This is a genomic window from Streptomyces griseorubiginosus (assembly GCF_001514195.1).
Lineage (GTDB): Bacteria > Actinomycetota > Actinomycetes > Streptomycetales > Streptomycetaceae > Streptomyces > Streptomyces griseorubiginosus.
Window position 1 is genome coordinate 1,064,806 of record NZ_KQ948736.1, and the last position, 17,198, is coordinate 1,082,003.

Genomic DNA, 17,198 nt, shown 5'->3' on the forward strand with positions numbered 1-17,198 from the left:
AACACGAGCCGGGCCGAGGTCGGACCGGGCCGAACCCGAGGAGGATCCCATTCCCACGCTCCGCTTCGGCGTCAACTACACGCCCCGCCACGGCTGGTTCCACGCCTGGCACGACTTCGACCCGGCCCGCGCCCGCGCGGACCTCGACCAGATCGCCGGCCTGGGCCTCGACCACGTCCGGATCTTCCACCTGTGGCCGCTCCTCCAGCCCAACCGCACCCTGATCCGCACCTCCGCCGTCGACCAGCTGGCGCGGCTGGTGGACCTGGCGGCCGAGGCGGGCCTGGACGTCCTGGTGGACGGCGTGCAGGGCCATCTGTCGAGCTTCGACTTCTACCCGGAGTGGACCCGCAGCTGGCACCACCGCAACGTCTTCACCGACCCGGACGCCATCGCCGCCCAGGCGGACCTGTTGCGCACCCTCGGCCGCGCCCTGTCCGGTCGCCCGAACCTCATCGGCCTCCAGCTGGGCAACGAGCTCAACAACCTGATCGAGCACAACCCGGCCACGGCGGCGGAGGTCGACCACTACCTGGACACCCTGCTCGCCGCCGCCCGCGACGGGCTCGGCGAGGGCACGGGCCTGGTGACCCACTCCGCGTACGACGCGGCCTGGTACGGCGACGACCATCCCTTCACCCCGGAGGCCTCGGCCCGCAAGGGCGACGTCACCACGGTCCACCCGTGGGTCTTCTCCGGGGGCTGCGCGAGCCTCTACGGCCCCCGCTCCCCGCAGGTCCTGCACCTGGCCGAGTACGGCACGGAACTCGCCAAGGCCTACGCCGAGGACCCCGCCCGCCCGGTCTGGGTCCAGGAGACCGGCGCCCCCGAACCCCACATCCCGGCCGCCGACGCCCCGCACTTCGCCCGCGAGACGATCCTGAACGCCTCCGGCTGCACGGGCCTGTGGGGCGTGACCTGGTGGTGCTCCCACGACGTGGACCGGTCCCTCGCGGACTTCCCCGAACTGGAGTACACGCTGGGCCTGTTCGACGCCCAGGGCCACCCCAAGCCGATAGCGGAGGCGGTGGCGGCGACGGTCGCGGAACTGCGGAGCGGTTCACGGCTTCCCGAGCCCCGCGACACAGCGCTGGTCCTGGACTGCACCCCCTCCACCCGGTCGGTGTCGGGGCCCGGCGGGGCTTACTTCGAGGAGTGGATGCGCTTGCGTCAGGAGGGGGTACGCCCGGCGGTGGTCCTGGCGGAACGGGCGGGGGACGAGAGCCACTTGGAGGCCAGGGGCATCAAGGAGCTGATTCAAGTTCCGCGAAGGTGAGCTGTATTTAGGGGCGCGGGGCTGTATCGATGTGCGGCTCCGCCGCGCGGGCGCGACCAGCCCCCACCGGCCGGCAGCCAAGTCACCACGCCCCCACCACCACTTCAGCCAACGCCCGCAGATTGACCCTGCCCCGCCCGTAAGAACAAACCGCACCCCCGTCCGGCAGCCCCGTGGCGACCTGAACCGCCGCGGGCCGCCGGGCGAGGAGCACATCCCTCAACCGCCCCTGCCACGGATACAGCCCCGCATCACACGTGGCCACGACCAGCGGCGCCCCTCCGGCCTTGGCCAGAATCTCCGCGGCCACGCCCTCCAGATCCGCCGGCTCCCCCGCCACCGCCGTCCCCGTGGCCGTGGGATCGACCGCCAGCACCTGGGTCAGCAGATCCTCCCCGCCCCAGTTCAACGCGGGATGCGGCGCCGGGAACAGATCCACGACATGCGCCCCCCGCACCCCCACCGGAGGTACCCGCACGGCCCGTCGAGCCGCCTCCAGCCCCGCCTCCGCGTCCCACGGGGCGACCTCCGCCGCAGGTGTCGCATACCGCTCGACCAGCCGCTGCACCCGCCCCGCCGCCTCCCGGATCCGCTCCTCGGCCAGCACACCCTCCCGCAGCGCTTCCAGCACGGCGTCCCGGCACTCCAGGGTGACGCGCAGATCGGGTACGGCGACGATGACCTGGTCGGCCCCGGCGGCGAGGGCGATCCGCGCCCCCGCGGCCTCCCCGTACAGGTCGGCGATGGCCTTCATCTCCAGCGCGTCGCTGACCAACACCCCCTCGAACTCGAGCTCGTGCCGCAGCAGATCCCCGAGGATCCGCCGGCTGAGCGTGGCCGGCCGGTTCGCGTCGAGCGCCGGAAAGACGACATGCGCGCTCATCAGCATCGGCACCCCCGCGGCGATCGCGGCCCGGAAGGGTTCGAGGTCGAGTTCCTCGTACGGCCGCGGGTCGACGGCGAGTTCGTGGTGGCTGTCGGTGTGCGTGCCGCCGTGGCCGGGGAAGTGCTTGGCGCAGGAGGCGATGCCGCGCGCCTCGGTCGCGGCGATCCAGGCGCTCAGGTGCCGGGAGACCAGTTCGGGCTCGGAGCCGAAGGCCCGCGTTCGCACGATCGGGTTGTCGGCCCTCCGCTGCACGTCGGCGACGGGGGCGTAGGAGGCGGTGATGCCGAGGGCGGCAAGGTGACCGGCGAGCGCGTCGGCGCAACGGGCGGTCAGGGCCGGGTCGTCGACGACGCCGAGGGCGTAGGAGCCGGGGACCTCCGGGGCGCCCGCGGCCACCAGGTGCCCGATGCCGCCGCCCTCGTTGTCGATGGCGACCAGCAGGTCGGGGCGCAGGGCCCGCAGGGTGTCGGTGAGGCGGCGCACCTGCTCCGCGTCGCGCACGTTGCGGGTGAACAGGATGACCCCGCCGAGGCCGCGGTCGATGAGCCGCTTGAGCGTGTCGGGGACGACGGTGGTCCCCTCGAACCCTGCGACGAGACAGCGGTGGGCGGCCTCGTCGAGGTCGACGGGCAGGGCGGTGCGGACAGACGGGTGCTCGGTGTGGGTCACCCCCGGAATCTTCTGGCTCGATCAGCCGAAAGTCAACAGACCAATGGTTCGGTCATTCACTCCGGGGGTGCCGGCGTCAGCCCTCGTCCGGCATCAGCTCTCGTCTGCCGTCAGCTCTCGTCCGCCGTCAGGCGCAGCGAGATGCTGTTGATGCAGTAGCGCTGGTCGGTGGGGGTCGGATACCCCTCACCCTCGAACACGTGCCCGAGGTGCGAGCCGCAGCGGGCGCAGCGCACCTCGGTGCGGACCATCCCGTGGGAGCGGTCCTCGATGAGCTCGACCGCGTCGGTGTCCTTCGGGTCGTAGAAGGACGGCCAGCCGCAGTGCGACTCGAACTTCGTGGTGGAGGTGAAGAGTTCGGCGCCGCAGGCGCGGCAGGAGTACACACCGGTGGTCTTGGTGTCGGTGTACTCACCGGTGAAGGCCGGCTCGGTCCCGGCCTTGCGGAGTACGGCGTACTCGGCCGGCGTCAGCTCCGCTCGCCACTGCTCGTCCGGCTTTTCGACGTCGTACGACATGAAGCTCAGCCCCTTACTGCGCGAGACGGTCCAGGATCAGCGGGCCCAGGTCGGTGACGTCGCCCGCGCCCATGGTGAGAACGAGATCACCGGCCTTCGCCATTCCCGCGACCACCGACGGCACGTCCGCCTTGTCGTGGACCGGCGTCACGTCCGCGCCCGCGGCCCGGGCCGCCTCGATGATCAGCTCGCTCGTCACCCCGGGGATCGGGTCCTCGCGGGCCGGGTAGATGTCCAGGACGACCGAGGCGTCGGCGAGTGCCAGCGCCTGGCCCATCTCCTTGCCGAGCTCCTGGGTCCGTGAGAACAGGTGGGGCTGGAAGACGACCAGGATGCGGGCCTCGCCGGCCGCCGCGCGCATCGCCTCCAGGTCCGCCGTCATCTCCGTCGGGTGGTGGGCGTAGGAGTCGATGACCTGGACGCCCGCCGCCTCGCCCTTGAGCTGGAGGCGCCGCTTGACGCCGGTGTAGGCGGCGAGGGCGGGTGCCAGTTCGGCGGCGGGGATGCCGAGGGCCACGCCGGCGGCCAGCGCGGCCACCGCGTTGTGCGCGTAGTGGCGGCCGGGGACGGAGACCGCGAAGGTGAGCTCCGCACCGTCGAGGAGCACGGTGACCTCGCTCTTCAGGCCCTGCGGAACCACCGAGAGGACCCGCACGTCCGCGTCCTCGGCGTCGCCGTACGTCACCACGCGCACACCGCTCGCCGTGACACGGCGGGTCAGCTCCCGGGCGCCCTCGTGGTCCGCGTTGACCACCAGCGTGCCGCCCGGGACGACCCGGCCGACGAACGTCTCGAAGGACTCGTAGATCTCGTCCATGGAGGCGTAGTTGGCGTGGTGGTCGAGCTCGACGTTGAGGACGATCGCGACCTCGGGGGCGTACTTGTGGAAGCTGCGGTCGCTTTCGTCCGCCTCGGCGACGAAGATCTCGCCCTCGCCGTGCAGGGCGTTGGAGCCGGGGGCGTCGAGGTCGCCGCCGATCGCGTACGACGGCTTCAGGCCCAGCGTGGACAGGGAGACGGCCAGCATCGAGGTCGTGGTCGTCTTGCCGTGCGTGCCCGCGACGGCGATCGGCCTGAGGCCGTCCATCAGGGAGGCGAGGGCGTCGGACCGGTGGACGACCGGGATGCCGAGTTCGGCGGCCCGGGCGAGCTCGGGGTTGTCGGCCCGGATCGCCGAGGAGACGACCACACAGGTGGCGTCGGAGGCGAGGTGCTCGGCCGCGTGCCCGATGTGCACGGTCGCGCCGAGCGCCCGCAGCGCCTCGGCGGTCGCCGACTCCTTGGCGTCGCTGCCCGCCACCTTGGCCCCGCGCTGCGCGAGGATCTTCGCGATCCCCGACATCCCGGCCCCACCGATCCCGATGAAGTGCGGTCGGTCCATGGCGGTAGGAAGGCCGGGTGCCATGCGTGTGTCTCCCCAGAGTGGTGCGGTACGAAGGGTGCGGTAAGAGTTCGGGGCTCAGCCTATGCCTTGCTGTGCGAGAACAGCTTCAGCACCGGGACGCCCACCTTGTGACGGGCCCGGGACGCCCAGTCGCGGTGGAAGAACTCCTCCACGTAGTGGGGGTCGGTCAGGACGATCACCTCGTCCGCGCCGATCTCGTCGACCAGGGACTTCAGCGCGTCCAGCGGGTGGTCCTCGATGAGCCGCCCCTCGGCCTCGCTGCCGGAGGCTCTGAGCGCCTGGAGGGACACCGCCAGGGCCTGCTCGCCGACCCCCTTGGCGGCCTCGCCCTCGGGCGTCTCGCGCTCCCGCACGGCCTCGTCCAGCTCGCCCAGCGCCACGTCGTCGATGGCCCGCAGCAGCCGGTCCGCCTGATCCCCCCGCGGCTGGAGCAGCACGTGGAACGCGACGGACTCGTCCCCGTGCAAGGTGGTGACGAACTCCACGTCGGCGGACGTCAGGGCCTTCTCGATCATCAAGACGCTTGTGAACACCGGGGCGTCCCCTTCTCTGCGCGTTGCGGAAACCATCCTGCCCCGTGATCGCACGGGTACTGCCGGACTCAGTGTGCCCGCCGGACATCAAACGGAACGACAGATTCCGCCGATGTCGGCGACAGCGGTACCGATCGAACCCCTATACCCATACGCCCGCGGTCAAGGCCGGCGGTACCTGCTGTAGAGGAATCCGTCCTCCTCCAGCAGGGAGGCCAGCGCGAACCGCGCGGGCACCGCGACCGACGGGCCCCCGGCGATGCGCTGCGCGTCCCCCGCGGTGAGCATCGGCGACAGGGTCAGGCAGAGCTCGTCGAGCACCCCGGCGGCCACCAGCTGCCCGAGCAACCGGGGCCCGCCCTCGGTGAGCAGCCGGGTGTGCCCGAGGCCGGCCAGCGCCCGTACGGCCCGCGCGGGCTCCACGCCGACGCCGTCGCCGGCGATCACCACCCGCGCTCCCGCCTTCTCGGCCGCGGCGATCCGGTCCGGTGCCGCCGCCGCGCCGGTGAGGATCAGCGTGGGCACCAGGGGCGAGGTGTACAGCGGCAGGGAGAAGTCCAGGTCCAGGCTCGCGCTGATCACGGCGATCGCCGGGGCCGACCCCTGTCCGGCCGCCTCCCGCAGGGCCGCGAACTCCGCACGCGCGCGGGCCGGCCGGTACCCCTCCTGGCGGACCGTTTCCGCACCGACCACCACGACGTCGGCCAGCGCCCGCAGAGTGCCGAAGATCCGCATGTCGGTCGCGGTGGAGATGGGCTGCGAACGGCCGTCGTGCTGGGCGGCCCCGTCGAGGGTGGAGACCATGTTGGCGCGCAGCCAGACCTCGGGGGCCCCGGGTCCCGCGCCCGGCCCGAGCGCGGGGTAGGCGTAGGCGGCGGCCAGCTCGTCGAGGCTCCACTCGCGGCCGGCCTCCCCCTCGGGGCTACGAGTCCGTGTCGCGGGACTGCGGATCTCCGTCCCGGGGCTACGGAGCTCTGTCTCGTCGGTCACAGGGAACAGGCGTCGCATGTCGTGCAGTCTGGCACGGCGCTTAGCATGGTGAACCGTGTCTACTTCCCCCGCCGCGTCCGGGTCCGGTTCGATGACCGACACCGCCCCGCCATCCCTGTGCGACCGCGCGCCGCACGTCCCCGCGGACCGGCTGGTCGCCGAGATGGTGCCGCCACCGCGGTTCGACTCGGTGCGTTTCGACACCTACATCCCGGACCCGAACCAGCCCAGCCAGACCGAGGCCGTGCGGGTCCTGGAGGGCTTCGCGGCGGGTCTCGGCGGCGCCCACGCGGTCGGCGGCGGCAAGCGCGGCTTCCTCGGCCTCGGCACCGCGTTCGGCAGGGCCAAGGCGACCAAGGCACCGGCCGGCCCCCGCGGCGTCTACCTCGACGGCGGCTACGGCGTCGGCAAGACCCACCTGCTGGCCTCCCTCTGGCACGCCACGCCCGCCGAGCCCTCCCTCAAGGCCTTCGGCACCTTCGTCGAGCTGACCAACCTGGTCGGCGCCCTCGGCTTCCAGCAGACGGTGCAGACCCTCTCCGGCCACCGTCTGCTGTGCATCGACGAGTTCGAGCTGGACGACCCGGGCGACACCGTTCTCGTCTCCACGCTGCTCGGCAAGCTGGTCGACGCGGGTGTGGCGCTCGCCGCCACCTCCAACACCCTGCCGGGCAAGCTCGGCGAGGGCCGGTTCGCGGCCGTCGACTTCCTGCGCGAGATCCAGGGCCTCGCGGCCCAGTTCCGCCCGCTGCGCATCGACGGCGAGGACTACCGCCACCGCGGGCTGCCCGAGGCGCCGGCGCCGTTCACCGACGAGGAGGTCAGGACGGCGGCGTACGCCACCGAGGGCGCCTCGCTGGACGACTTCCCGAGCCTGCTGGCCCACCTCGCCAAGGTCCACCCGAGCCGGTACGGCGCCCTGACCGACGGTCTGAAGGCGGTGTGCCTCACCGATGTCCAGCCGGTGCCGGACCAGTCGACCGCGCTGCGGCTCGTGGTGCTCGCGGACCGTCTCTACGACCGCGAGGTGCCGGTGCTGGCCTCCGGGCTGCCCTTCGACCGGCTGTTCAGCGAGGAGATGCTGAACGGCGGCTACCGCAAGAAGTACTTCCGCGCGATATCCCGACTCACCGCGCTGGCCCGCGACGCCAAGGGTCTCGTCGGCTGACCACAGCCCGCCCGGGCCCAGCTCGCCCGAAGCCGGCTCGCCTGAACCCAGCTTGCCCAACCACAGCGAAACGTCGCACGTCAAGAGCCAGTTCGCGACAGCGACCCGGCGCGCTTCAGCCTCTCTTCAGCTGGAAACGTTAAGTTAACCCAGCAAACAACTTTGCCGGGCTAAGGTGTTTCTTGACCAGCCGTTGACCAGGCGTTGGTCTGGACTAGAGATGCGAACTGCGGGAGGGGGGTGCATGTTTCGAGGTGGAGCGGTACGCACCGCGCTGGCGGCCCTCACAGCCGTCCTGTTCGCCCTCCAGTTCTTCGCACCCACCGAGGGCTTCGCAACCGCGCACACGGTCCGTCATGTCGAGGCCAAAGCTCCTGCCGGATCCCAACCCCCCGGCAGTACGCTGCGCATCGAAGCCGCCACGAAGCGCCACTGCAACCCCGCGGGCGACCCGACCGGTCCCCTGCGCGCACGCGACCGGCACCGCGCCGTCGACTTCGCACCCCAGGGGCCCGACCGCGCGGCACTGACCCAGGAGTCGGCGACGACACCCGGGCACCACTCCGTACCGAGCGGATTCCCCCTGTCGAGACCCTCGACAGCCCACGCTCCGGCGGCACTTCAGGTCTTCCGCTGCTGACAGCGCGCTCTTCTGCCGTCCACTGCTGACAGCCGCGGTCCGCTGCTCTCCGCCGTTCTGGGCTGCTCTCCGCCGCTCTCGGCAGCGAAGTCCCCCACCTCACCTGAATCACTGTCATGCGAGCCGACGCGCAGCCGCGCACTCGGCAAGCCCGACGCGCCCCCCACGGCGCGCCAGGAGGAGTCACCACATGCAGCCCCTCATCGACAACGCCCGTACGTTCGGACAGCGCCCTGAGGAGTTCGCCCCGCTGGCCCAAGGCCAGTCCCCCCAGGTTCTGTTCATCACCTGCTCGGATTCCAGGGTCGTCCCGGCCCTGATCACGGGCGCCCGCCCGGGAGAGCTCTTCGAGCTGCGCACCGCGGGCAACATCGTTCCCCCCTACGCCTCCGAGCACCCCACCAGCGAGGCAGCCACCATCGAGTACGCCGTGGAGGTGCTGGGCGTCCGCGACATCGTGGTCTGCGGGCACTCGCACTGCGGCGCCGTCGGCGCCCTGGTCCGCGGCGACGACCTGGACGCCGTACCGGCCGTCCGCGACTGGCTGCACCACGCCACCCCGCGTCCGGCGGGCGCGGCCGAGGACCCGGAGGTCGCCGAGGGCGTACAGAGCCATGTCCTGGCCCAGATCCTGCGGCTGCGGTCCTACCCGTTCATCGACAAGAAGCTGGCAGAAGAGCAACTGACCCTGCACGCCTGGTACTACGAGGTGCACACCGGCGCCGTCCGCGTCCACCGCACCGAGTCCGACGCGTTCGAGGGTCTGTGATCGCCGTGCTGACCAAATTCCCTCACCTGCGGCAGGACTTCGCCGCGTCCCTGGTCGTCTTCCTGGTCGCGCTCCCGCTCTGCGTGGGTGTGGCCGTCGCCTCCGGCGTCCCGGCCGAACTCGGCCTGGTCACCGGCATAGTCGGCGGGCTGGTCACCGGAGTCATGCGGGGCAGCAGCCTCCAGGTCTCCGGGCCCGCCGCCGGTCTGACCGTGCTCGTCTTCGAGGCGGTGCAGGAGTTCGGGCTGCCCGCGCTCGGAGTGATCGTGCTGGCGGCCGGGCTGATCCAGCTCGCGATGGGCGCCCTGAAGCTGGGGCGCTGGTTCCGGGCGATATCCGTCTCGGTCGTCGAGGGCATGCTGGCCGGCATCGGCCTCGTGCTCATCGCCGGCCAGCTGTACTCCGCGGCCGGCCTGAAGGCGCCCACCACCGGGGTCGACAAGATCCTGGGACTGCCCGGTGCCGTGGTCGACGCGCTCGGCAGCGGCACCGCGCTCACCTCGCTCGCGGTCGGGGCGGGCACCGTCGCGGTGCTGGTCCTGTGGAAGAAGCTGCCCGGGAAGGCACAGACCGTGCCGGGCGCCCTCGCCGCCGTCCTGCTGGCCACCGTGGTCACCCAGGTCTTCGGCCTGTCGATCGCCACCGTCGAGGTGAACGGCCTGCTCGGCTCCATCCAGCCCCCCGGCTCGGAGGCCTTCGGTGAGCTCGCCAACCCGGCGATCTTCGGCACCATCCTCGCGTTCACGCTGATCGCCTCCGCCGAGTCGCTGTTCAGCGCGGCCGCGGTGGACCGGCTGCACGACGGTCCGCGCACCGAGTACGACAAGGAACTGATGGCCCAGGGCGCGGGCAACGCGGTGTGCGGCGCGCTCGGCGCCCTGCCCATGACCGCGGTCATCGTGCGCAGCTCCGCCAACGTCGCGGCGGGCGCGCGGACGAAGGCGTCCCGGGTCATGCACGGTGTGTGGCTGCTGCTGTTCGCGGCCCTGCTGCCCTCCGCGCTCGCCCTGATCCCGCTGCCCGCGCTCGCCGGCATCCTCGTCCACGCGGGCTTCAAGCTGATCCCCTTCAAGGCGATCGGGCCGCTGTGGCGCAGTCACCGCGGTGAGGCGCTGATCCTGGTGGCCACCGCCGTCTCGATCGTCGCGGTCAACATGTTCGAGGGCGTGCTGATCGGTCTGGCGCTGTCCGTCGCCAAGACCGCCTGGGAGGCCTCGCACCTCAAGCTGGAGATCGTCGACAAGGGCGCGGGCCCGATCCAGGCCCACCTGTCGGGCAACGCGACCTTCCTGCGGTTGCCGAAGATCCTCGACAGCCTGGAGTCGCTGCCCCAGGACCGGCCCGTGGAGCTGGACCTCTCGGGTCTGCACCACCTGGACCACGCCTGCCGTACGGCACTGGAGAACTGGGCCGAACGGCACAGCTCGGTCGGCACGGAACCGGTGCGCGTCACCGAGCCGGAGCCGGTGAGGGCCACCGCCTCCCAACCGTGAGGGCTACCGCCCCTCAGCCGTGAGGGCTACCGCCCCGTAGCCCTCACCGCCTGGTCCGAAGCCGTCGTGGCCTCGGGCCAGGCACCGGGCATATCGTGGCAGGAGCAGACAGAAGGACCTCTCTGAGGAGGTCGGCATGCTCCCAGAACTGTTGGCGGCGGCCGCGGCGACCGCCGCCGCCGGGTGCGTCTACCTCGCGGCGGCGGCCCGGGTGGTCAAGCAGTACGAGCGCGGGGTGGTCTTCCGCCTCGGGCGTCTCGCCGGCGGGGTGCGCGAGCCCGGGTTCACGCTGGTCGTGCCGTTCGCGGACCGGCTGCACAAGGTGAACATGCAGATCGTCACGCTGCCGGTGCCGGCCCAGGAGGGCATCACCCGGGACAACGTCACGGTGCGCGTGGACGCGGTGGTCTACTTCCGGGTCGTCGACGCGGCGAGCGCCCTGGTCAAGGTCGAGGACTACAAGTTCGCCGTCTCCCAGATGGCCCAGACCTCGCTGCGTTCGATCATCGGCAAGAGCGAGCTGGACGATCTGCTGTCCAACCGCGAGAAGCTCAACGAAGGCCTGGAGCTGATGATCGACAGCCCGGCCGTCGGCTGGGGTGTGCAGGTGGACCGCGTGGAGATCAAGGACGTGTCGCTGCCGGACACGATGAAGCGGTCGATGGCCCGTCAGGCCGAGGCCGACCGTGAGCGACGGGCCCGGATCATCAACGCCGACGCCGAGCTCCAGGCCTCCAAGAAGCTCGCGGAGGCCGCCAAGGAGATGTCGGAGCAGCCCGCCGCGCTCCAGCTCCGGCTCCTCCAGACGGTCGTCGCGGTGGCCGCCGAGAAGAACTCCACGCTCGTCCTGCCGTTCCCGGTGGAGCTGCTGCGCTTCCTGGAGCGCGCGCAGGAGCACCCGACCGGGCAGTGACGGATGGGGACACGCTACGCGCGTGGTTCCCGAGGGCCGACCCAGGTGATAGACACAGCGGCGTCACAGTTCCTGTCCGCCAGCAGGAAGGTCGCACCGCCATGTCCGCAACACGACGTCAAGTCCTCGCCCGCTCAGGGGCCCTCGGGGTCGGCATCGCCTTCACCGGGGCCCTGTCCGAGCTCTTCGCGGGCACCGCCGCCGCCCAGTCCCTCGGCCACACCGGCTACGGCCCCCTCGTACCCGACCCGAAGGGCCTGCTGGACCTGCCGAAAGGGTTCCGCTACCAGGTCCTCTCCCGCGAGGGCGACCAGCTGCGTTCGGGTGAGGGAAAGGTTCCTTCCAACCACGACGGCATGACCGCGCTGCCCGGCAGACACGGCCGGGTGCACCTGGTCCGCAACCACGAGAACCGCCCCACCGCGCCCCTCCAGGTCCCGACGGTCGAGGGCCTCACCTACGACCCGGCGGGCAAGGGCGGTTGTACGGCCCTCACGCTGGACTCCCGGAACAACGTGCTGTCGGAGCGGGTCGCCATCGCCGGCACCGCCGTCAACTGCGCGGGCGGGCCCACCCCGTGGGGCACCTGGCTGACCTGTGAGGAGACCGAGGACAAGGCCGGCACCAACGGCTACACCAAGGACCACGGCTTCATCTTCGAGGTGGACCCGGTCGACCCGCACCGCTCGGGTGCCGTACCGCTGACCGCGATGGGCCGTTTCCAGCACGAGGCGATCGCGATCGACCCGAAGCGCGGCATCGTCTACGAGACCGAGGACGCCTTCCTCAAGCCCTTCGGCCTGTTCTACCGCTTCCTGCCCAACCGGCCCGAGGGCGGCCCCGGTTCGCTGCGCGCCGGCGGCCGGCTCCAGGCGATGCGGGTGCCCGGCGTGCCCGACCTGTCGGTGATCCAGGAGACCGGGGCCTGCTTCGAGGGCATCGAATGGGTCGACGTACCGGACCCGCTGGCCGTCCAGACCCCCGTCCGGCTCCAGGACTTCGGCCCGAAGGGCATCACGCACGCCCAGAAGCTGGAGGGCTGCTACTGGGGCGGGACGTCCGTCTACTTCGTGTCGTCGTTCGCGCGCAGCTCCGACGGTTCGGCCGCCTCCCACTTCGGGCAGATCTGGCGCTACGACCCCTCGGCGCGCCGGCTCACCCTGGTGATCGTCTTCGGCCCGGACACCGATGTGCAGCTGCCCGGCGAGTCCCCGGACAACATCTGCCTGGCCCCCAGCGGCGGCCTGATGGTGTGCGAGGACGGCAACGGAGCCCAGCACGTCTTCGGCGTGACCCGGCACGGCGAGGTCTACGCGATGGCCCGCAACGCCCAGAACATCGGCACGCCCGAGGCGCCCGAGTGGGGCGAGTTCGCCGGCGTCACCTTCTCGCCCGACGGGCAGACGATGTACGTCAACTGCTACACGCCCGGGACGACCTTCGCGGTGACGGGACCCTGGCGCAGGTAGCCGCCCCTCCGGGACGGCCGGCGCGCCCCGGTCCCCCGGCGCAGGATCGAGGGACCGGACCCGGACCGGAAGGGGTGTCCCATGTCCAGGAAGGGCTCGAAAGCCCGCGCGGAGAAGAAGGGCTCGAAGGCCGGTGCCGACGTCTCCCTGCGCGAGCTGCTGCGCGTGCCGGGCGGCAAGGCGGTGGACCTGGCCTCCTACGACGCCCGGGAGATCCCGGCCGGCCCCGGGGACAAGGAGGCCGGCCGGGCCGCGATGACCGAACTGGCCGACCCGCTGGCCGACCTTCAGGAACGGCTGTGGGCTGCGAGCACGGCGGGCGACCGGCGCCGGATCCTGCTGGTGCTCCAGGGCATGGACACCAGCGGCAAGGGCGGCACGGTCAAGCACGTCATCGGCCTGTTCAACCCCTCCGGCTGCCGTATCCACGCCTTCAAGGCGCCCACGCCGAAGGAACTGGAGCACCCCTTCCTCTGGCGCGTGAAGAAGGCCCTGCCGCAGGCCGGTGAGCTGGGCATCTTCGACCGCTCGCACTACGAGGACGTGCTCATCGCCCGGGTGCGCGAACTCGTCCCGACCGCCGAGATCGAGCGCCGCTACGACGAGATCAACCGCTTCGAGAAGGCACTCGCCGACGACGGCGTCACCGTCGTCAAGTGCTTCCTGCACATCTCCTACGAGGAACAGCGCGACCGCCTCCTCAAGCGTCTCGACCGCCCGGACAAGCACTGGAAGTTCAACGTCTCGGACATCGACGAGCGCGCCCTGTGGCCGGCCTACCAGCGGGCGTACGAGATCGCCCTGGAGCGCTGCTCGACCCGGCACGCGCCCTGGTACCTGGTGCCGGCCGACCGCAAGTGGTACCGCAACTGGGCGGTCAGCCGCCTTCTCCTGGAACACCTGTCCGAGCTGGACCCGCGGTACCCGAAGGCGGACTTCGACGTGGCGGAGGCCCGCAGGCGGCTGCTGGAAGAGTGAATCCCTGGGTACTCGGCCCGCATGACCGAGAACCGACACGTCAAGGGCTCGTACTGGCTGGAGACGGCACCCGGTGGCCCCCTGCCGCCGCTGACCGAGGACCTCGACGTCGACGTGGCCGTGATCGGCGCCGGCATCGCCGGGCTGAGCACGGCCTGGGAGCTGACGCACGCGGGGCTGCGGGTCGCCGTACTGGAGGCCGGGCGGGTGGCGGCCGGGGTCACCGGGCACACCACCGCCAAGCTCACCGCCCTGCACACCCTGGTCTACGACAAGCTGCGCCGCACCCGCGGCCCCGAGGGGGCCCGGCTGTACGCGCGCTCGCAGAGCGAGGCGATCGAACGGGCCGCCGAGATCGCGCGGGAGCTGGGCGTCGACTGCGACTGGGAGCGGCGCAGCGCCTACACCTACGTCGGTGACGAGGGCCGGGTCGAGGAACTGCGGGCCGAGGCGGAGGCCGCCCGGGAGGCGGGGCTGCCGGCGTCGTTCGTGACGGAGACCGGGCTGCCGTTCCCGGTGGCGGGAGCGGTACGGGTCGAGGACCAGGCGCAGTTCCATCCGCGCAAGTACCTGCTGGCCCTGGTCGAGGACCTGGTCGCCTCCGGCGCTGCGGTTCACGAGCACACCGTCGTCGTCGGTCTCGACGAGGGCGAGCCGTGCCGGCTGACGACGGACACCCGGGCGACGGTGACGGCCCGGGACGTCGTGGTCGCCACCCACTACCCGGTCTTCGACCGGGCCCTGCTGTTCACCCGGCTCTCCCCGCGCCGCGAGCTGGTGGTCGCCGGGACGATCGAGCGGGAGCGCGATCCGGACGGCATGTTCATCACGCCGGACGAGGGCACCCGCTCGGTGCGCACGGCTCCCTGGGACGAGGACCGGCGGCTGCTCATCGTCACCGGCGAGCACTTCACGCCCGGCACCGGGGACACCCGGGCCCGCTTCGACGACCTCTCGGCCTGGGCCGCCCGGCACTTTCCCGGGGTCGAGTTCACCCACGCCTGGGCCACCCAGGACAACGACCCCACCGACACGGTGCCGCTCGTCGGCCCGCTGCACCCGGGCGCCCGGCACACCTACGTCGCCACCGGGTTCGGCGGCTGGGGCATGAGCGGCGGCATCATGGCCGGCCGCCTGCTCACGGCGCAGATCACCGGCGAGGAGTGCGCGTGGAGCGAGCTGTACGACCCGCGCCGGCTGCGTTCGCAGGTCCGCGAGGCCCCGTCCTTCCTCAAGCACCAGGCGCAGGTGGCCCGGCACTTCGTCGGTGACCGGCTGCGCCCCTCCCCGCCGCTGGAGTCCCTGCCGCCCGGCGAGGGCGCGGTGGTCCGTGTGAACGGCGACCGGGTCGCGGTCTACCGCGACGACGAGGGCGCCCTGCACGCGGTCTCGCCACGCTGCACGCACATGGGCTGCCTGGTCTCCTTCAACGGCGCCGAGGACGCCTGGGAGTGCCCCTGCCACGGCTCCCGCTTCGACACCGACGGCAAGGTGATCCAGGGCCCGGCGACCAAGCCGCTGGAGCGGCGGGACATCTGAGCGGGTGACGCCCCGGCCGGGGCTGAGATGACAATCGGATGGTTCGCCCTATTTTCGTACGGTGATCACTCTCGTACGACGCGTGACCGCCGTCTGTCTCCTCGGTACCGCCCTCACGGCCTGTGCCGCCACCGTCCAGCCGGCGCCCCGGACGGCCCGCCCGGCCCCCTCGGCGACCAGTGCGCCGCCGACCCTCGCCCCGGGTCCGGGCGGGCTGACCCCGGTCTTCAGGAACGGGTCCCGGGTGCACGGCAGGACGGCCGCGCTCACCTTCGACGCCGACATGACCGCGGACCAGGGGGCGCGGGCGGCGGCGGGTGAGCACTTCGACAATCCGGGGCTGATCTCGGCGCTGCGGGCGCTGAAGGTGCCGGCCACCGTGTTCATGACCGGGCGGTGGGCCGAGGAGTATCCGGACCAGGCCCGTTCGATCGGGCGCGATCCGCTCTTCGAGGTCGCCAACCACTCCTACAGCCACTACGCCTTCACCGACGACTGCTACGGGCTGCCGAGGGTGTCCGCGGACCGGATGCGGGCGGACGTGGAGCGGGCGTACTCGGCGTTCCGGAAGGCCGGGGTGCCGGACGCACGGCCGTACTTCCGCTTCCCCGGCGGCTGCTACGACCGGCAGGCCCTGAGGGAGCTGACCCCGGCCGGGGTGACCGCAGTCCAGTGGGACGTGGTGAGCGGCGACGCGTTCGCGACGGACGCGGAGGCGGTGGCCCGGCAGGTGCTGGAGGGGGTGCGGCCGGGGTCGGTCGTGGTCATGCACTGCACGCGCAGCGCAGCGCCGACGACGGAGCGGGTGGTGCGGACGGTGGTGCCCCGGCTGCGGGCGCGGGGCTTCCGGTTCGTGAAGGTGTCCGAGCTGATCGGTTCCTAGGCCGCTCCGGTCCTGGGCTGATCCGGTCCTAGGCTGATCCGGCCCTAGGCTGGAGGCATGAGCGAGGACTACTGCACGATCGGCAACATGCCCAAGCCGCCGGTCGCCGACGGGCCGCCGTACGCGGACTGCGTCCTGTGCCGGAAGCCCACGGAGTACCCGGAGTCGTACAAGGGGATCACCCTGTGCCCGGTCTGCGAGTGGCAGGAGGCTCAGCGGACGGCCTGCTCCGGCTGAGCTTTAGGGTGGTCCGGGTGAGCAACGACGTGACGCCCTCGACCGACAGCCCCTTCCGCACGGAGCCGACCGCCCGCGACCAGGCACCGCAGTTCGTGCTGCCGCTGGTCGTCCGGATCGAGAAGGCGGCCCCGCCCGCTCGCACCGACGCCCTGGAGACCGCCGCCCGGGCCGTGCTCGTGCTGCTGAGCGACGAGCGTTCCGTCGGCGACGGGGAGTGGGCCGAGGCCGTGCGGGACTGGCAGGACGCCCGGATCCGCAAGGTCGTCCGGCGGGCCCGGGGGGCCGAGTGGCGGCGGGCCGAGGCACTGCCCGGGATCACGGTGACGGGGAAGTCGGCCGAGGTACGGGTGTTCCCGCCGGTGCCGCTCGACGGCTGGCCCAAGGAACTGGCCAGGCTCCAGGTCTCCGGCACCGACCTCGACGACCCCGAGCCCCCGGTGGCGGCGGACCCCGCGGCCCCCGTGCTGTGGCTCAACCCGGATCTCGACATGTCGGCCGGCAAGGCGATGGCCCAGGCCGGTCACGGCGCCCAACTGGCCTGGTGGGAACTGTCGGACGAGGAGAAGGCGAGCTGGCGGGACGCCGGGTTCCCTCTCGCCGTGCGCATCGCTGACGCGGACCGCTGGGGCGAACTCACCCACAGCGGGCTGCCGTTGGTCCGTGACGCCGGTTTCACCGAGATCGCGCCGGGCAGCTGCACGGTGGTCGCCGATCATCCGGCGCTGCGATGACGTACGGGGGCTGCTTCTGCTACGGCGTGACCGCCGAGTTCGGCATGGTTCCCGAACCTCAAATGTTGCTCTGAAGGTCCCCGTGCCACGGTTCGGAC

Annotated in this window: 17 protein-coding genes; 12 read left to right on the forward strand and 5 right to left on the reverse strand. The window is 71.9% G+C overall.

What is annotated here, in order from left to right:
• The first annotated feature begins 49 nt into the window (after positions 1–49).
• A complete protein-coding gene (locus tag AQJ54_RS17325) occupies positions 50–1,276 on the forward strand; it encodes a glycoside hydrolase 5 family protein (protein ID WP_062238304.1) in 1,227 nt (408 codons plus the stop codon).
• Between the two features lie 82 nt (positions 1,277–1,358).
• Here AQJ54_RS17325 and nagZ read toward each other — a convergent pair whose 3' ends face one another.
• The 5 genes from nagZ to AQJ54_RS17350 form a co-directional block, all read right to left on the reverse strand.
• A complete protein-coding gene (gene nagZ, locus AQJ54_RS17330; protein ID WP_062238306.1) occupies positions 1,359–2,831 on the reverse strand; it encodes a beta-N-acetylhexosaminidase in 1,473 nt (490 codons plus the stop codon).
• A gap of 110 nt (positions 2,832–2,941) precedes the next feature.
• Positions 2,942–3,349, reverse strand: coding sequence for a peptide-methionine (R)-S-oxide reductase MsrB (gene msrB / locus AQJ54_RS17335; RefSeq protein ID WP_020133748.1), 408 nt, complete (start codon positions 3,347–3,349; stop codon positions 2,942–2,944).
• 13 nt (positions 3,350–3,362) lie between these two features.
• Positions 3,363–4,754, reverse strand: a complete 1,392-nt coding sequence (murC, locus tag AQJ54_RS17340; protein WP_062021982.1) for a UDP-N-acetylmuramate--L-alanine ligase — start codon at positions 4,752–4,754, stop codon at positions 3,363–3,365.
• 59 nt (positions 4,755–4,813) lie between these two features.
• On the reverse strand, positions 4,814–5,287 hold the full coding sequence (locus tag AQJ54_RS17345) for an indole-3-glycerol phosphate synthase (protein ID WP_246091008.1): 474 nt from the start codon (positions 5,285–5,287) through the stop codon (positions 4,814–4,816).
• 162 nt (positions 5,288–5,449) lie between these two features.
• Positions 5,450–6,295 (reverse strand): pyrimidine reductase family protein, encoded by an 846-nt coding sequence (locus tag AQJ54_RS17350; RefSeq protein WP_062238308.1) that lies wholly within the window; start codon positions 6,293–6,295, stop codon positions 5,450–5,452.
• A gap of 73 nt (positions 6,296–6,368) precedes the next feature.
• On the opposite strand from AQJ54_RS17350, the gene zapE reads away from it, so the two are divergent.
• The 11 genes from zapE to AQJ54_RS17405 all read left to right on the forward strand — a co-directional run bounded on the left by zapE (position 6,369) and on the right by AQJ54_RS17405 (position 17,100).
• Positions 6,369–7,445 (forward strand): cell division protein ZapE, encoded by a 1,077-nt coding sequence (gene zapE, locus AQJ54_RS17355; RefSeq protein ID WP_062238310.1) that lies wholly within the window; start codon positions 6,369–6,371, stop codon positions 7,443–7,445.
• Between the two features lie 244 nt (positions 7,446–7,689).
• Positions 7,690–8,085 carry a hypothetical protein gene (locus AQJ54_RS17360; RefSeq protein WP_062238311.1) on the forward strand — a complete coding sequence of 132 codons (396 nt, stop codon included), beginning with the start codon at positions 7,690–7,692 and terminating at the stop codon, positions 8,083–8,085.
• Between the two features lie 190 nt (positions 8,086–8,275).
• A complete protein-coding gene (locus AQJ54_RS17365) occupies positions 8,276–8,854 on the forward strand; it encodes a carbonic anhydrase (protein ID WP_020133754.1) in 579 nt (192 codons plus the stop codon).
• A complete protein-coding gene (locus AQJ54_RS17370) occupies positions 8,851–10,347 on the forward strand; it encodes a SulP family inorganic anion transporter (protein ID WP_062238313.1) in 1,497 nt (498 codons plus the stop codon). Before AQJ54_RS17365 ends, AQJ54_RS17370 begins: the two co-directional genes overlap by 4 nt.
• 136 nt (positions 10,348–10,483) lie before the next feature.
• Positions 10,484–11,260: a slipin family protein gene (locus tag AQJ54_RS17375; protein WP_062021993.1), complete on the forward strand. Its 777-nt coding sequence runs from the start codon at positions 10,484–10,486 to the stop codon at positions 11,258–11,260.
• 101 nt (positions 11,261–11,361) lie between these two features.
• The gene (locus tag AQJ54_RS17380) at positions 11,362–12,729 is read left to right on the forward strand and encodes a PhoX family protein (RefSeq protein ID WP_062238315.1); all 1,368 of its coding nucleotides are present in this window, start codon (positions 11,362–11,364) and stop codon (positions 12,727–12,729) included.
• 81 nt (positions 12,730–12,810) lie between these two features.
• Positions 12,811–13,707, forward strand: coding sequence for a polyphosphate kinase 2 family protein (locus AQJ54_RS17385; protein ID WP_062238318.1), 897 nt, complete (start codon positions 12,811–12,813; stop codon positions 13,705–13,707).
• 21 nt (positions 13,708–13,728) lie between these two features.
• The gene (locus AQJ54_RS17390; RefSeq protein ID WP_062238320.1) at positions 13,729–15,246 is read left to right on the forward strand and encodes an FAD-dependent oxidoreductase; all 1,518 of its coding nucleotides are present in this window, start codon (positions 13,729–13,731) and stop codon (positions 15,244–15,246) included.
• 61 nt (positions 15,247–15,307) lie between these two features.
• Positions 15,308–16,129 (forward strand): polysaccharide deacetylase family protein, encoded by an 822-nt coding sequence (locus AQJ54_RS17395; RefSeq protein WP_062238322.1) that lies wholly within the window; start codon positions 15,308–15,310, stop codon positions 16,127–16,129.
• Between the two features lie 57 nt (positions 16,130–16,186).
• The gene (locus AQJ54_RS17400) at positions 16,187–16,366 is read left to right on the forward strand and encodes a hypothetical protein (RefSeq protein ID WP_062238324.1); all 180 of its coding nucleotides are present in this window, start codon (positions 16,187–16,189) and stop codon (positions 16,364–16,366) included.
• A 17-nt stretch (positions 16,367–16,383) separates the two neighbouring features.
• On the forward strand, positions 16,384–17,100 hold the full coding sequence (locus AQJ54_RS17405; protein WP_062238699.1) for a peptidyl-tRNA hydrolase: 717 nt from the start codon (positions 16,384–16,386) through the stop codon (positions 17,098–17,100).
• The last annotated feature ends 98 nt before the right edge of the window (positions 17,101–17,198 follow it).

What these genes read in the sequence shown, in the direction of transcription:
- AQJ54_RS17360 (WP_062238311.1), top strand. Translation starts at nt 7,690, where the DNA reads ATGTTTCGAGGTGGAGCGGTACGCACCGCGCTGGCGGCCCTCACAGCC.
- AQJ54_RS17390 (WP_062238320.1), top strand. Translation starts at nt 13,729, where the DNA reads ATGACCGAGAACCGACACGTCAAGGGCTCGTACTGGCTGGAGACGGCA.
- murC (WP_062021982.1), bottom strand. Translation starts at nt 4,754, where the DNA reads ATGGCACCCGGCCTTCCTACCGCCATGGACCGACCGCACTTCATCGGG.
- AQJ54_RS17400 (WP_062238324.1), top strand. Translation starts at nt 16,187, where the DNA reads ATGAGCGAGGACTACTGCACGATCGGCAACATGCCCAAGCCGCCGGTC.
- msrB (WP_020133748.1), bottom strand. Translation starts at nt 3,349, where the DNA reads ATGTCGTACGACGTCGAAAAGCCGGACGAGCAGTGGCGAGCGGAGCTG.
- zapE (WP_062238310.1), top strand. Translation starts at nt 6,369, where the DNA reads ATGACCGACACCGCCCCGCCATCCCTGTGCGACCGCGCGCCGCACGTC.
- AQJ54_RS17365 (WP_020133754.1), top strand. Translation starts at nt 8,276, where the DNA reads ATGCAGCCCCTCATCGACAACGCCCGTACGTTCGGACAGCGCCCTGAG.
- AQJ54_RS17380 (WP_062238315.1), top strand. Translation starts at nt 11,362, where the DNA reads ATGTCCGCAACACGACGTCAAGTCCTCGCCCGCTCAGGGGCCCTCGGG.
- AQJ54_RS17375 (WP_062021993.1), top strand. Translation starts at nt 10,484, where the DNA reads ATGCTCCCAGAACTGTTGGCGGCGGCCGCGGCGACCGCCGCCGCCGGG.
- AQJ54_RS17350 (WP_062238308.1), bottom strand. Translation starts at nt 6,295, where the DNA reads ATGCGACGCCTGTTCCCTGTGACCGACGAGACAGAGCTCCGTAGCCCC.
- AQJ54_RS17385 (WP_062238318.1), top strand. Translation starts at nt 12,811, where the DNA reads ATGTCCAGGAAGGGCTCGAAAGCCCGCGCGGAGAAGAAGGGCTCGAAG.